General features: G+C 72.8%; 13 protein-coding genes. 10 read left to right on the top strand and 3 right to left on the bottom strand.

The window, feature by feature from the left end:
• Positions 1–168 precede the first annotated feature (168 nt).
• Both ACFYPN_RS02060 and ACFYPN_RS02065 read left to right on the top strand, forming a co-directional pair.
• Positions 169–930 carry a VWA domain-containing protein gene (locus ACFYPN_RS02060; protein ID WP_358759972.1) on the top strand — a complete coding sequence of 254 codons (762 nt, stop codon included), beginning with the start codon at positions 169–171 and terminating at the stop codon, positions 928–930.
• 181 nt (positions 931–1111) lie between these two features.
• On the top strand, positions 1112–1630 hold the full coding sequence (locus tag ACFYPN_RS02065; protein ID WP_358759970.1) for a pyridoxamine 5'-phosphate oxidase family protein: 519 nt from the start codon (positions 1112–1114) through the stop codon (positions 1628–1630).
• 160 nt (positions 1631–1790) lie between these two features.
• Here the strand turns inward: ACFYPN_RS02065 and def are convergent, their stop codons facing one another.
• Complete coding sequence (gene def / locus ACFYPN_RS02070; RefSeq protein ID WP_358759968.1) at positions 1791–2480, bottom strand: peptide deformylase; 690 nt, start codon at positions 2478–2480, stop codon at positions 1791–1793.
• A 211-nt stretch (positions 2481–2691) separates the two neighbouring features.
• Here def and ACFYPN_RS02075 point away from each other — a divergent pair, with 211 nt between their 5' ends.
• The 6 genes from ACFYPN_RS02075 to ACFYPN_RS02100 all read left to right on the top strand — a co-directional run bounded on the left by ACFYPN_RS02075 (position 2692) and on the right by ACFYPN_RS02100 (position 8806).
• Positions 2692–3333 carry a helix-turn-helix domain-containing protein gene (locus tag ACFYPN_RS02075; protein WP_358759988.1) on the top strand — a complete coding sequence of 214 codons (642 nt, stop codon included), beginning with the start codon at positions 2692–2694 and terminating at the stop codon, positions 3331–3333.
• Between the two features lie 349 nt (positions 3334–3682).
• Positions 3683–3886: a cold-shock protein gene (locus tag ACFYPN_RS02080; protein ID WP_003969786.1), complete on the top strand. Its 204-nt coding sequence runs from the start codon at positions 3683–3685 to the stop codon at positions 3884–3886.
• A 184-nt stretch (positions 3887–4070) separates the two neighbouring features.
• Positions 4071–5822 carry a DEAD/DEAH box helicase gene (locus ACFYPN_RS02085; protein ID WP_358759966.1) on the top strand — a complete coding sequence of 584 codons (1752 nt, stop codon included), beginning with the start codon at positions 4071–4073 and terminating at the stop codon, positions 5820–5822.
• 326 nt (positions 5823–6148) lie between these two features.
• The gene (locus ACFYPN_RS02090; RefSeq protein WP_358759964.1) at positions 6149–6421 is read left to right on the top strand and encodes a polyprenyl synthetase; all 273 of its coding nucleotides are present in this window, start codon (positions 6149–6151) and stop codon (positions 6419–6421) included.
• A gap of 139 nt (positions 6422–6560) precedes the next feature.
• Complete coding sequence (locus ACFYPN_RS02095; RefSeq protein ID WP_358759986.1) at positions 6561–7586, top strand: polyprenyl synthetase family protein; 1026 nt, start codon at positions 6561–6563, stop codon at positions 7584–7586.
• A gap of 83 nt (positions 7587–7669) precedes the next feature.
• Complete coding sequence (locus tag ACFYPN_RS02100; protein ID WP_389296582.1) at positions 7670–8806, top strand: oxygenase MpaB family protein; 1137 nt, start codon at positions 7670–7672, stop codon at positions 8804–8806.
• 122 nt (positions 8807–8928) lie between these two features.
• Here the strand turns inward: ACFYPN_RS02100 and ACFYPN_RS02105 are convergent, their stop codons facing one another.
• Positions 8929–9819 carry a hypothetical protein gene (locus tag ACFYPN_RS02105; RefSeq protein WP_358759960.1) on the bottom strand — a complete coding sequence of 297 codons (891 nt, stop codon included), beginning with the start codon at positions 9817–9819 and terminating at the stop codon, positions 8929–8931.
• A gap of 178 nt (positions 9820–9997) precedes the next feature.
• Here ACFYPN_RS02105 and ACFYPN_RS02110 point away from each other — a divergent pair, with 178 nt between their 5' ends.
• Positions 9998–10345, top strand: coding sequence for a chorismate mutase (locus ACFYPN_RS02110; protein WP_358759958.1), 348 nt, complete (start codon positions 9998–10000; stop codon positions 10343–10345).
• Positions 10346–10464: 119 nt separating this feature from the next.
• Here ACFYPN_RS02110 and ACFYPN_RS02115 read toward each other — a convergent pair whose 3' ends face one another.
• Entirely contained in the window at positions 10465–10905 is a 441-nt protein-coding gene (locus ACFYPN_RS02115; protein WP_358759956.1) for a hypothetical protein, read from the bottom strand.
• A gap of 146 nt (positions 10906–11051) precedes the next feature.
• Here ACFYPN_RS02115 and pepN point away from each other — a divergent pair, with 146 nt between their 5' ends.
• Positions 11052–13553 carry an aminopeptidase N gene (gene pepN, locus ACFYPN_RS02120; RefSeq protein WP_389296448.1) on the top strand — a complete coding sequence of 834 codons (2502 nt, stop codon included), beginning with the start codon at positions 11052–11054 and terminating at the stop codon, positions 13551–13553.
• The last annotated feature ends 324 nt before the right edge of the window (positions 13554–13877 follow it).

The raw sequence follows: 13877 nt of genomic DNA on the forward strand, positions 1-13877 counted from the left end.
AGGAATCGGACCATATGCCCGGGTGGCGGATGGCAGCCTGGGACCGGCACCGAGACGCCGACACCCGTACCGGACAGGTTCGGAGTGCGGGTGCGGCGGCGAGAACGCGGTGCCGGCACCACCGGATCGGATCGACTGGGACCGGACCGGACAGGAACGGAGACAGTCATGATCGGATCACCCGCAGCACCCCCGACGCCCCCGGCCACCGGGTCCGCGCTCAGCCTCGACAAGGTGGCGGCGCGCGCCCCCGGCCTCGTCAGCCTCTACAAGACGGCCGGGGCTTCCCTGCGGAAGAACGGGCTGGACGGCGCCCGGGTGGCGGTCTACCTCGTGCTCGACTACTCGGGCTCGATGAGGGAGTACTACAAGGACGGCAGCGTGCAGGCGCTCGCGGACCAGGTCCTCGGGCTGTCGGCCCACCTCGACGACGACGGACGTGTCCCCGTCGTCTTCTTCTCCACCGACATCGACGCCGTCACCGACATCGCGCTCGACAACCACCGTGGCCGCGTCGACGAGATCGTGGCGGGCCTCGGACACATGGGGAAAACCAGCTACCACCTGGCGATGGACGCGGTCATCGACCACTACCTCGACAGCGGCTCCACGGCCCCCGCCCTCGTCGTCTTCCAGACCGACGGCGGCCCGGTCAGCAAGCTGGCGGCCGAACGCTACCTCTGCAAGGCCGCGGAACTTCCGCTCTTCTGGCAGTTCGTCGGCTTCGGCAACACCCGCAGCACCCAGTTCGACTTCCTGCGCAAGCTCGACGAACTCGCCGTTCCCGCCAAGCGCGTGGTCGACAACGCCGGCTACTTCCACGCCGGGCCCGACCCGCGCACCGTCCCCGACGACCAGCTCTACGACCGGCTCGTGGCGGAGCTCCCGCACTGGCTCGCGGCGGCACGGGCGCGCGGCATCGTCGGGTGACGGGGTGACGGGGTGACGGGGTGACGGGGTGACGGGGTGACGGGGTGAGGGGGTGAGCGGGGAGGCGGGGGCCGTGGCGGAGGGAGCGGGGGAGCCCGGGAACGAGCACCGGGCATTCATCGCGGCGACCCGCCGGAAATCCTGACAGAGGATGTCGTGATGAGGCGGTTCGATGGGAGGCATGACACCGGACACCCCAGCTCCCGCCGTCACGGCCCCTGCCACGGCCCCCGCCACCTGGGCGGACTTCCACGCGGCGGAACCCGCCTTCGCCGCCACCGTCGAGAAGCGGTTCCGCCTCTACCGCCACCAGGTCCTGGCCACCCTGCGCCAGGACGGGTCGCCCCGCGTCTCCGGACTCGAAACCGACTTCCGCTTCGGCGAGATGCTGCTCGGCATGATGCCCCGCTCCCGCAAGGCCCTCGACCTGTTGCGCGACCCGCGCTTCGCGATCCAGGCGAACCCGGGCCCGGACGCCGAGATGGCCGACGGGGACGTACGGGTCGGCGGCCGCGCCGTCGAGATCACCGACCCGGCCCTGCTCGCCCGCTTCATCGAGGAGGCCACACCCCCGGAGCCGTTCCACCTCTTCCGGGTCGAGATCACCGAGGTGGTCCACACCGGCATGGACGGCGAGGAACTCGTCGTCCGCTCCTGGGCCCCGGGCGGCACCCTGCGCACGGTCCGCCGGGGCAACTAGTGCCGCGCCCGGCAATGTTCGCCCCATGAGGAGCGGTGGTCGGTGCGTGCGATCGCCAGGCGGCCGGAAGTCCTGGTAGCGGAGCTACCAGGGCTTCCGGTCAACGCAGCGAGTGCGCGTGCCGACCACCGCGACGGGGCAAAGCTTGCCGGGCGCGGCACTAGAGCCTGTTCGAGAGGGGCTGATGTTGCCGGCCGACACGCGCGGCCGCACGGGCGGCACGGCGCGCGTGCACCGCGTCGGCCGACTCGGCCATCTCCCGCAGGGCCGACCGGCGCTCCCGCCCGGCGAGCCGGTCGAGATAGAGGCGGCCCTCCAGGTGGTCGGTCTCGTGCTGGAGACAGCGCGCGAAGTACCCACGGCCCTCGATCACCAGCGGGGCCCCCTCCTCGTCCGTCCCGCGCACGACGGCCCGATCGGGGCGCGGGACGGTCCGGTACGGCCCTGGCACGGAGAGGCAGCCCTCCGCCTCCTCCGCCAAATGGCGCTGTTGAAAGGGCAGTTCGTCGAGTACCGGGTTGGCGATGTGGCCGACGTGCCGCACGCCCCAGTCGTCGGTGATGTCCCACACGAAGAGCCGGAGGTCCACACCCACCTGATTGGCGGCCAGCCCCGCGCCCTCGGCCACTTCGTTGGTGGCGAACAGATCGTCGATCAGCCGGGAAAGCTCGGGCGTACCGAACGAGGTGACCTTCCGGCACGGGCGGTGCAGCACCTCTTCGCCGACGACGGTGATGCGGCGCACCTCGCCCCGTACGGCCTCGGGAACTCGCTGGGGGTACGAGGTGACGGGCACTCCGAGCACGCTCACCCCGCCGCTTCCGGGGGTTCCGTCCGGCACACCGGCCATGGAGATCAACGCCTTTCGCATCCGCCGACGCCCGCGCCCGCTCCTGTCGGGAGGCAGGTGTGGGGCAGGGCACACTTGACCCAGAGCTTTGCAAAGTAGCAGACTTTGCAAAGTGATCGACGAAGACGAGGGCATTCCCCCGAAGCTCCCGGCCGGCCCGGCCGATGGCGCCTCCCGCCCCCTGCCCGGGCGGGTACCTCCCGACCGTGCGCTGCCTGATCACGCACTGCCGGACCGCGCACTGCCGGACCACCCGTTGCGCGTCGCGCTGCTGGACCTGCTCGCCGAGGCGGGGACGCTCACCGCGACCGAGGCCGCCGAACGTCTCGGTCACAGCTCCGGCCTCTGCTCCTTCCATCTGCGACAGCTCGCCCGGCACGGCCTCATCGAGGAAGTTCCGGAGAGTCGCGGCCGGGCCAGGCCCTGGCGGCTGCGGTGGGAGGGAGACGGCCCGTCCCGGCCGCGGGCGCGGCGGCCGGTGCGGAGGGAAGCGGTACGGAACGAGGAGGCCGGTGGAGGGGTCGCGGCGGCCCGGCCGTCCGGTCCGCCCGCCCCGGAGTCCTTCGACGTGCTCGCCCGCGACCTGGAGGACGAGAGTCACCAGCACTGGCTCGCCCGGCGGAACGATGCTCCGGACGCCTGGAGGGGCGACCCCTCCTTCAGCGCTGTCGTCCACCTCACTGCCGGCGAGGCCGCCGAGATCGCCGGCTTCGTCAGCAGGCTGCTGGCCGGCTACCGGGAACGCGACCGGGACCCCGCCACCCGGCCCGAGGGCGCGCTTCCCGTGGCGGTCGTCACCCGCCTCTTCCCGCTGCTGCCGGACGGCGCGGCGGACGATCCCCGGGGTGCGTGAGCGGGGCCACGGAGGGGGCGGAGGCCGGGGGCCTGGCTCGCCCTCCCGGCGCGAACGCCCTGGTGACGGGCGTGCGGGGTGCTCCGGCCCGGTCGGGACGGGCGCTCCGCCGACCCCCTCCCGTAGATCTTTTCGCGATCCGTGGCCTCAAGATCCACCACGGGCCGGAAGGACGTGCTACGGTGTTCCAGTTGCAGTTTTGGTACCCATGAACTTTATGTGCGCCTGACGGGAATGCTTCCTCAGGCGCATTATTGTTTTCCGGCTTTCTCCGGATGGGGCTCAATGCGGCGACTTGGAATTCGTAAAGTGCGGATTCTCGGCACTGCACCTCTTTTAGGAGAATGACATGGCTACTGGAACCGTGAAGTGGTTCAACTCGGAAAAGGGCTTCGGCTTCATCGAGCAGGACGGCGGCGGCGCCGACGTCTTCGCCCACTACTCCAACATCGCCACCTCGGGCTTCCGTGAGCTCCAGGAGGGCCAGAAGGTCTCCTTCGACGTCACGCAGGGCCAGAAGGGCCCGCAGGCGGAGAACATCGTCCCCGCCTAATTCGGCCGGACGCGTACCTCGCAGCCGGGGCTCGCACCTTCACGGTGCGGGCCCCGGTTTGCGCTGTCTCCGGGACATCCTGTCGCCGGAGCACCCGCCATGTGCCGCATCCTGGGGCGCACATGAAAGCGGTCCGTAGAGCATGTCGCAGCGACCCAGGAATCCCCCAGGAGGGAATTTCCGTATGACCCGCTTCGAACGCCAGGACCGCCCGACCGGCAGCCGTCAGCCGAGTGGACGGGGCCGTGGCCAGTCCCAGGCCGCCCCCGCCCGCCGGGGAGCCGGCAAGGCTCCCGCTCGCCGCCGTCCCGCCGCCGCTGCGCAGGGCGAGTTCGCCCTGCCGGAGACCCTCACCCCCGCTCTGCCCGCCGTCGAGGCGTTCGCCGAGCTGGACATGCCCGCGGCCCTGCTGAAGACGCTGGCCGCGCAGGGTGTCACCGACCCCTTCCCGATCCAGGGCGCCACCCTGCCGAACTCACTCGCCGGCCGGGACATCCTGGGCCGCGGCCGTACCGGTTCCGGCAAGACGCTGGCCTTCGGCCTCGCGCTGCTGGCCCGTACCGCCGGACGTCGCAGCGAGCCCCGTGCCCCGCTGGCCATGGTCCTCGTCCCGACCCGCGAGCTCGCCCAGCAGGTGACCGACGCGCTCACGCCGTACGCCACCTCCGTGAACCTGCGTCTCGCCACCGTGGTCGGCGGGATGTCGCTCACCAAGCAGGCCGCCACGCTCCGGCGCGGCGCCGAGGTGCTCGTCGCCACTCCGGGCCGGCTGAAGGACCTCATCGAGCGCGGTGACTGCCGCCTGGACGAGGTCTCCATCACGGTCCTCGACGAGGCCGACCAGATGGCCGACATGGGCTTCATGCCGCAGGTCACCGCCCTGCTCAAGCAGGTCGAGGCGGACGGTCAGCGGATGCTCTTCTCCGCGACCCTGGACAAGAACATCGACCGGCTGGTCAAGATGTTCCTGACCGACCCGGTCGTGCACTCCGTCGACCCGTCGGCCGGCGCCGTCACCACGATGGAGCACCACGTGCTGCACGTGCTGGACGACACCGACAAGAAGGCCGTCGCCACGAAGATCGCCGCCCGCGAGGGGCGTGTGATCATGTTCGTGGACACCAAGCGTGCCGCCGACCGCTTCGCCAAGCGCCTGCTCGCCGCCGGTGTCCGCGCCGCCGCCCTGCACGGCGGCCGGTCGCAGCCGCAGCGCAACCGCACCCTGGACCAGTTCAAGGACGGCCAGGTCACGGCACTCGTCGCGACCAACGTGGCGGCCCGCGGCATCCACGTCGACGACCTCGACCTCGTCGTCAACGTGGACCCGCCCACCGACCACAAGGACTACCTCCACCGGGGCGGCCGTACCGCGCGCGCCGGCGAGTCCGGCAGCGTCGTCACCCTGGTGCTGCCCGAGGAGAAGCGGGAGATGACCCGCCTCATGCAGGACGCGGGCATCGCCCCGCACACCACCCGCATCACCTCCAGCGACCCGGAGCTCGGCCGGATCACCGGCGCCCGCGAGCCCTCCGGCATCGCGGTCGTCATCGAGGTGCCCCAGCCGACCCCGCCGAAGCAGCGCACCCGCTCGGGCGGCCCGGCCGGTACCGGCACCGCGACCCGCTCGGGCAGCAGGGGCCGGGGCCGCCGAGGCGGCGCGGCCGGTACGGGTGCCGCGAGCGGCACGGGCAGCACCGCCGGCGCACGCGGCACCGGTGGCGGCGCACGCGGTACGGGCAACGGCGGCGGTCGCGGCGGAGCCTCCGCCGGGGCGCAGCGCGGCGAGGCCCGCGGTGCGGGCGCCGGGCGCACGGGCACGAGCGCGGGCCGCACCGGCTCCGGCCGTACGGGCACCGGCTCCGGCCGTCCCGCCGGCGCCGGCCGCGGCAACGGCGGCAACGGCGGGGGCGCACCCCGGACCCGCCGGGCCGCGTAGGGCTCAGCGTCTCCGGTGCCCTGAGGCACCAGGGTGGGCGTGTGTACGAACGAAGGGCGACGCCCGGTCCGGTTCTCCGGACCGGGCGTCGTGCTGCGCGGGCCCGGAGCCGGCCGCCGGAGCCGGACGCCGGAGCCGGACGCCGGACCCGGACGCCGGACCCGGACGCCGGACCCGGGCGCCGGCCACGGCCCGGAGGTAGTACGGGCGAACGAGTGATCATCACATCGGGTGGCCCGGCGCTTCCCCGCCCCTCCACCGGGGCAGTCTGCCCACCGAAGCGGCGCCGGAGCGGCGGCGCGCCGTACGGGGAGGGGCGGGCACACATGACATCGGACACCCGGGGGAACGGCGGTGACGGGCCGCTCCTCATCGCCGCCGGTCTGGCCGACCTGGCCCTGGCCACCTGCGGAACCGCGTGGTCGGCCGCGCGCGGGCTGTTCGGCCGCTCGGATCTCCACGACCTCGCGCAGCAGGGGGAGGAGGATCTCCGGGCACGCGGCAGGCTGGCGCTCGACCGGCTGGGCACCGCCCCCGCACACCTGGAGATCCTGGCGCGCCACGCCCGTACCCGGGGCGCGGGCAGGTCCGGTGCCTGAGCCCGTACGCCTCGCACCGGGACCCTCGGTACCGGGTGTACTCCGCGTACCGGGGCAGCCCTCCCGCCCCGCCGCGGCCCGTCATCCCGCACCCGGCCCAGAGGGGCACCCCGCGCCCGAGCCGGCGGAGCTCGCCGCGCTGCGGGCCCGGGTGGACCACGAGCTGCGGCGGTTCGTGGACGCGGAGACCGCGGCGCTGCTCGCCGTAGACGAGGACCTCGCCCCGCTCGCGGCCGTCCTGGCGGACGCCACCGCCCACGGCAAGCGGCTGCGTTCGGCCTTCTGCTACTGGGGCTGGCGGGCGGCGCGGCAGCCGGACAGCGAGGCGATGGTCCGGGCGGCGGCCAGCATGGAACTCGTCCACGCGGCGGCCGTCGTCCACGACGACATCATCGACGACAGCCGGCTGCGGCACGGCCTGCCGACCGCCCACGTCGCCCTGCGCTCGTCCCTGACCCGGGGCACCCGGGTCAACCTCCGCGCCGCCTCCCTCGCCATGCTCGCCGGTGACCTGCTGATGTCCTGGGCCGGGCAGCTCTTCACCGGCTGCGGGCTGCCCGGCGCCTACCTGGCCCGGGGCCGCCCTCTCTGGGGCGTGCTGGCGCGCGAACTCGTCGCGGGCGAGGCCCTGGAGATCCTGCGCACCGCCGGCCCGCCCGACGTGCAGCAGTCGCTGAAGGTGATCCGGTACAAGACCGCCAAGTACACCGTGGAGCACCCGCTGCACATCGGTGCCGCACTCGCCGGTGGCGACACCGCCCTGCGCGACGCCTTCACCGACTACGGGCTGCCGCTGGGCGAGGCGTTCCAGCTCCGCGACGACCTCCTCGGCCTGTTCGGCGAGACCGAGCGCACCGGCAAGGCGAACACCGACGACATCACCGGCGCCCGGCCCACCGCGCTGATCGCCCACGCCCTCGCCGGAGCCACCCCCGCCGAGCGCCGCGAACTCTCCCGCCTGCTGGGACGCGGCAGCCTCACCGCCGCCCAACTGCACCTCGTGCGCGAGGTCGTGGAGTCCACCGGAGCGCGCGCCCACGTCGAGCGCATGATCGGCGACCGGGTCTCCCTCGCCACCCGGGCGCTCGCCGGAACCGGCCTGCCCGCACCCGCGCACGCCGCCCTCACCCACCTGGCCACGGCCGTCACCGCCCGCCCCGCCTGACGGCCGCCCCGGCGCCGCTCCACCCCGCCGTCCACCCCCTACCCCGCCCGGAGGAACCGCCCGTGCACCCGACCGAGCAGTCCATGAACGCCCTGCGCCTCAGCGGTGACGAACTCGCCGACGCCACGGTGGCGACCCTCTTCGAGCGTGGCGAGACGGGGAAGTTCAACACCCTGATGCGGTACGTCTCGGTGGCCGGACAGCCCCTCCCGGACGGGCTGCCGGACGTCGCCCGCGAGTACCTGCACGAGACCGGCAGTCCGCCCTCCTGGGTCGACTGGGAGGAGATGGAGCGGGCGCGGCTGTTCTTCATCGACAACAACGTGCACATCTCCACCGCCCTTTCGTTCGCCGCGATGCCCGCCTGTTACGTCGTCCCGCACGTCGCGAAACTCCTCTCCGCGACGCACTCGCTCGACTACCCCTCCACACGCATGGCGGAGACGGGGCAGTTCACCGTCCACCTCATGCAGCCCGACGCCTTCGAAGCCGGCGGACGCTTCCTCCCGGCCGCCCAGAAAGTACGCCTCCTGCACGCCTCCATCCGCTACCACCTGCGGCGCGCGGACCGTTGGGACACGGCGGCCCTCGGCACGCCGATCTGCCAGGAGGACATGATCGGCGGGCAGATGATGTTCTCGATCCAGGTGCTGGACGCCCTGCACCGGCTCGGTATCCACATGAGCGTCGAGGGCGCGGAGGCGTACCACTACGCCTGGCGCGTCGTCGGGGCGATGCTCGGCGTCGACCAGGAGCACGCCCCGAAGGACCTGGACGAGGCCCGCGCCTTCTCCGACCTCTACATGACCCGGCACATGGGCCCCAGCGACGAAGGGGTCGCCCTCACCAGGCAGTTGGTCGAGCTGTACGAGGAGGTGGTCCCCGGGACCCTGCTCGACCCGGTCGTCTCCGCCCTGATCCGCCACCTGATCGGCGACACCTGCGCCGACTGGCTCGGTGTGGCCCGCACCCCCTGGGACACCCTCGTCAAGGCCGCCCCCGCACTGATGAACGTACTGGAGACGATCGAAGACCGCTCGCCCCTGGCCGCGCGGGCCCTGGACCGCCTCGGCCACTTCACCACCCTGTTCGAGCTCTCCTCGCTCACCCGGGGCCGGGTCATGCACTACGCGATCCCCGAACACCTCAAGAAGGAGTACGGCCTCAGCACCACCGTCCCCCGCACCCGCCGGTGGACCCCGCCCGCCCCGGTCGTCTGAGCCGGGCGGGGGAGGGGCGCGCCGTGCCCGTGTCACGGGGGGCGTGCCTGCGGCCGGTGGGAGGCAGGCGCGGCAGATTCAGGCACTGCGCCTCCGGCCGGCCGGGGGAAAGGCGGCCCGGCTCACGTGTCGCACTCCCACTCCGTCCCGCACACCCCGCAGCGCGCCCTGACCGGGCCGCGGACCGGTACCCGCAGCCGCTGATGGCACGTCGGGCAGTCGAAGAGCACCCGCGCACCCGGCCCGCCGCCGCCCTCGAAGGCGTACGGGGCACCGGGCGCCGCCACCCCCCGGTGCCGGTCCCGGGCGTACCGCATCCGGCCCATCGCGCCCGCTGCCCGCAGCGGCGGCACCCGTAGATCCCGCAGTGACCTGGACCGGCCCTCGGTGTACGCCTGGTATGCCTGCGGGCCGGTGAACCACGGCGAGGGGTCCTCGCCGAACGCCAGCGACCTCTTCGCCAAGACGTACCCGAACTCCTCCGGAGTCAGATAGCCCAGCTTCTGGCGGCTCAGCGCGTCCTCGCGGAAGGCGTCCAGCAGCAACCAGCCGGCGCCGAGGTACACCGCCACCGTGTCGGTGAGGATCTCGTTCTCCAGCTCGCCGGAGAACTCCAACCCCAGCCGGTGCAACAGGACATGGGTGACCTCGTGCGCCAACGCCGCTCCCACGTCGCGCCGATGGTGCCGGAAGCGGTCGTTCAGCTCGACGAAGTACTCCGGCCCGGCGGCGAGTTCGACACTCGCGGCATGCTCCATCCGGCGGAAACCGACGATCACCCGGGCGTCGGGCAGCCGCAGGTGCAGCACGGTCGCCCGGGCGACCCGCTGCACACCGGCGTACAGCTCCTCGGTGTCCGGGAACGCGACCTCCGCCGCGGGCAGGCTCGACGTGTAGGCGCGCACCCCCGCGCCGCCGAGCCGCCGGTACAGCTCGGTGATCGCGGCCCTGACGGTGCCCAGATGCGGGAAGCCATGCGTCACGGGGCTTCCGGTCCGACTGCTCTCCGCCATGTCCCCACCCCCGGCCGGCGGCTCACACCGCTCGCCTCCCACGGTACGGGGCGTGCGAGCGGGCCGTGTGGTGATCGGCCCGTACGAAGTGGTTTCCGGGACCGCGCACCGGCGGCCCCGGCCGGGGACCACCCGCCGACGGTCGACGGCCGCCGTGCAACGTCTAAGCTCGTCCACCATGAACGACATCGATCCGTCCGTACGCGCGGAACTGAACCGGCTGCGCGAGAGCATCGACAACATCGACGCCGCCGTTGTCCACATGCTCGCCGAACGGTTCAAGTGCACCCAGCAGGTGGGCCACCTGAAGGCCGCCCACCAGCTCCCGCCCGCCGACCCGGCGCGCGAGGCCCGGCAGATCGAGCGGCTCCGCCAGCTCGCCGGCAACGCCAAGCTCGACCCGGCCTTCGCCGAGAAGCTCCTCAACTTCATCGTCGCCGAGGTGATCCGCCACCACGAGCGGATCGCCGAGGAGACGACCAGCGGCGACCGGCCGGCCGACGGCGCCGAACCGGCCGGCGCGTAGCGGCCCCGCGGGGTACGGACGGCCATGCGGAAGGGGCCGTCCGTGCCCCGTCGCAGGAGGCTCGGGCCGTGCCCGCAGAGGCCACGCGCGCGCCGTTCGTCCCGCCCGGTTGCCGGCGCTCAGAGCTCATGGTCCAGGGCGAGCTCCTCCCAGCGGACGTCACGGAGACCGGGGGCGGCGGTCTCGGCGGCGGGCGCCTGCGGGGTGTCCTGGAACCAGATCACGGTGAGAGCCGAGCGGTACAGCACCGCATCGTGGCCGGGGTCGATCGCCGCCGACCGGAAGGTGCCCTTACACGTCACCCGGGGCAGCACCTCGACCGGCCCCCACGGACCCGGCGAGCCGTCCGACCCCTCCGGGTAGGTGCGGACGGGCGGAACCAGATGGACCCGACGGCCGGGAAGGTCGCGTTCGGTCCTCCGCAGCAGCCCCTCGATCTTCATGTCGTTGACCCGCTCGCACGGGTAGCCCGCCAGCATGTTGCCGTACGTCGAGGAGAGGTGCAGCTCGGTCAGGTCGATCGAACGGCCGGAGGAGAGGACGACGCTCGTCAGTGACATGTCCACACCCTCGCATCCGCCGGGGAGTCCACGACAGCCGATAAAAGCGCGGCCGGCGAGCCGGGACCGCCCCGGACGCCCGCCTCGTCCGCTCGCCCCCGGGGAGCCCCGTCGCACGTCCCGGAGCCGTACGGCAGCATGGAGCGATGTCCGTACTGACGCGCGAAGAAGCGCAGACCCGTGCCACCGCCCTCGACGTCCAGCGATACACGATCGACCTCGACCTCACCACCGGCGACGAGACCTTCCGGTCGAGCACCGTCATCCGGTTCACCGCCCGCACCGCCACCGACACCTTCGTCGAGGTCAAACCGGCCGTGCTGCGCTCGATCACCCTCGACGGACAGCCGCTCGACCCCGCGCTCCTCGCCGACGGCCGCTACCCGCTCACCGGGCTCGCGGCCGGCTCCCACGAACTGAGTGTCGACGCCACCATGCGCTACTCGCGCACCGGCGAGGGCATGCACCGCTTCACCGACCCCACCGACGGCGAGAGCTACGTCTACACCCAGCTCTTCCTCGACGACCTGCAGCGCGTCTTCGCCGCCTTCGACCAGCCCGACCTCAAGTCCGTCTTCGAACTCACCGTCACCGCCCCGGACGGCTGGAACGTCCTCGGCAACGGCATCGCCACCCACACCGGCGACGGCCGCTGGACCATCGCCCCCACCCCGCTGATCTCCACCTACCTCGTCGCCGTCGCCGCCGGCCCCTGGCACTCCGTGACCACCGAGCACGCCGGAATCCCCTTCGGCATCCACTGCCGGCGCTCGCTCGCCCCCCACCTCGACGCCGACGCCGACGAGATCCTCGACGTCACCCGCGCCTGCTTCGACCGCTACCACGAGAAGTTCGACGAGCCCTACCCGTTCGACTCGTACGACCAGGCCTTCGTCCCCGAGTTCAACGCCGGCGCCATGGAGAACCCCGGACTCGTCACCTTCCGCGACGAATTCGTCTACCGCTCCGCCGTCACCGACACCGAACGCCAGACCCGCGCCATGGTCATCTCCCACGAGATGGCCCACATGTGGTTCGGCGACCTCGTCACCCTCAGCTGGTGGGACGACATCTGGCTCAACGAGTCCTTCGCCGAGTACATGGGCTACCAGACCCTCGCCGAAGCCACCCGCTTCACCGACACCTGGGTCGACTTCGGCGTCGCCCGCAAGGGGTGGGGATACGACGCCGACCAGCGCCCCTCCACCCACCCGGTCGCCCCCGACCCCGCCGCCGTCCCCGACACCGCCTCCGCACTCGTCAACTTCGACGGCATCTCCTACGCCAAGGGCGCCTCCGCGCTCCGCCAACTCGTCGCCTGGATCGGCGAGAAGGACTTCCTGGCCGGCATCAACGCCCACTTCGCCCGCCACAAGTTCGCCAACGCCAGCCTCGCCGACTTCATCGACAACCTCGCCTCCGCCACCGACCGCGACGTCCACGGCTGGGCCGACACCTGGCTGCGCACCACCGGCCCCGACACCCTCACCACCCGCGTCGAGGACCTGGGCAACGAGTTCACCCTCACCGTCGACCACCTCGGCAGCCGCCCCCACCGCATCGCCGTCGGCCTCTACGACCACGAACTCGGCGTCCAGTCGGGCGTCGGGCGCCTCGTCCTGCGCGACCGCGTCGAGACCGACGTCCCGGGCCCCGGCGAACCCCTCAGCCTCTCCGGCCGGCGCCCCGTCCTCGTCGTCCCCAACGACCAGGACCTCACCTACGCCAAAGTCCGGTTCGACCCCGAGTCCTGGAAGGCCGTCGAACGCGGACTCTCCGGCATCCCGGACCCGCTCACCCGCGCCGTCATCTGGAACACCGCCCGCGACATGGTCCGCGACGGCGACCTCCACCCCACCACCCACCTCACCCTCGCGCGCACCCACCTCCCGCACGAGACCGACCTCGCCCTCGTCCAGGGCGTCCTCGGCTTCGCCGCCTTCCTCACCGACCGCTACTTCACCCCCGAAGAACGCCCCGCCGCGCTCGCCACCCTCGCCGACCTCTGCCGCGACCTCCTCCGCCGCACCGAGGACGGCAGCAACCCCGGGCTGCGCCTCGTCGCCGTACGCCACTTCATCGACGCCGCCACCCAGGCGGCCACCCTCCAGGAGTGGCTCACCGACGGCACCGCACCCGGCGGCCCCGAACTCGACCTGGAACTGCGCTGGCGCGTCCTCACCCGCCTCGCCGTTCTCGGCGCCACCGACGAGGCCGCCATCGCCGCCGAACTCACCCAGGACCCCAGCGCCACCGGCCAGGAAGGCGCCGCCCGCTGCCGCGCCGCCCTGCCCGACCCGGAGGCCAAGGCCGCAGCCTGGCAGTCCCTGTTCCACGACGACACCCTGTCGAACTACCTCTTCACCGCCACCGCCCAGGGCTTCTGGCAGCCCGAGCAGACCGGACTCACCCGCAGTTACGTCGCCCGCTACTACCCCGACGCCGCGGCCCTCGCCGCCCGCCGGGGCCCGGCCATCGCCACCGCCGCCGGCCGGGCCGCCTTCCCCGCGTACGACGTCGACGCCGACTCGCTCGCACTCGGCAGCCGCGCCCTCGAAGACGACACCCTCACCCCCGCCCTCCGGCGCAAGCTCGTCGACGAACTCGACGACCTGCGCCGCGCCCTGGCCGTACGCGACGCGCACTGACCCACTCGCGCGAAGATCCACCCACTGGTCCATCCACTCGCGCGCCGATCCACCCACGGGTCGGCCCACCCACGGGTCGGCCCACGCGCCGGCCGCCGTCACCCTCCGCGCCCGGCGTCCCTCCACCCGAGGGGCGCCGGGCGCGGCCGTGTCCGGCCGCTCTCCCGAACCTCCGTGGACAGAACACCTGGGGCCGGCGGGGCACGCGGTACGTATCTCCGTCACCCCGTCCGTCCGGTGCGGCTCGGCTCGAACTGCCGTACAGGCGTGGGTAATTCGTTCGCGTGCGCCGCGCCACACGCCCATACCCCTTTAGGGTCGGCA

It is taken from the genome of Streptomyces sp. NPDC005576 (assembly GCF_042871745.1).
Lineage (GTDB): Bacteria > Actinomycetota > Actinomycetes > Streptomycetales > Streptomycetaceae > Streptomyces.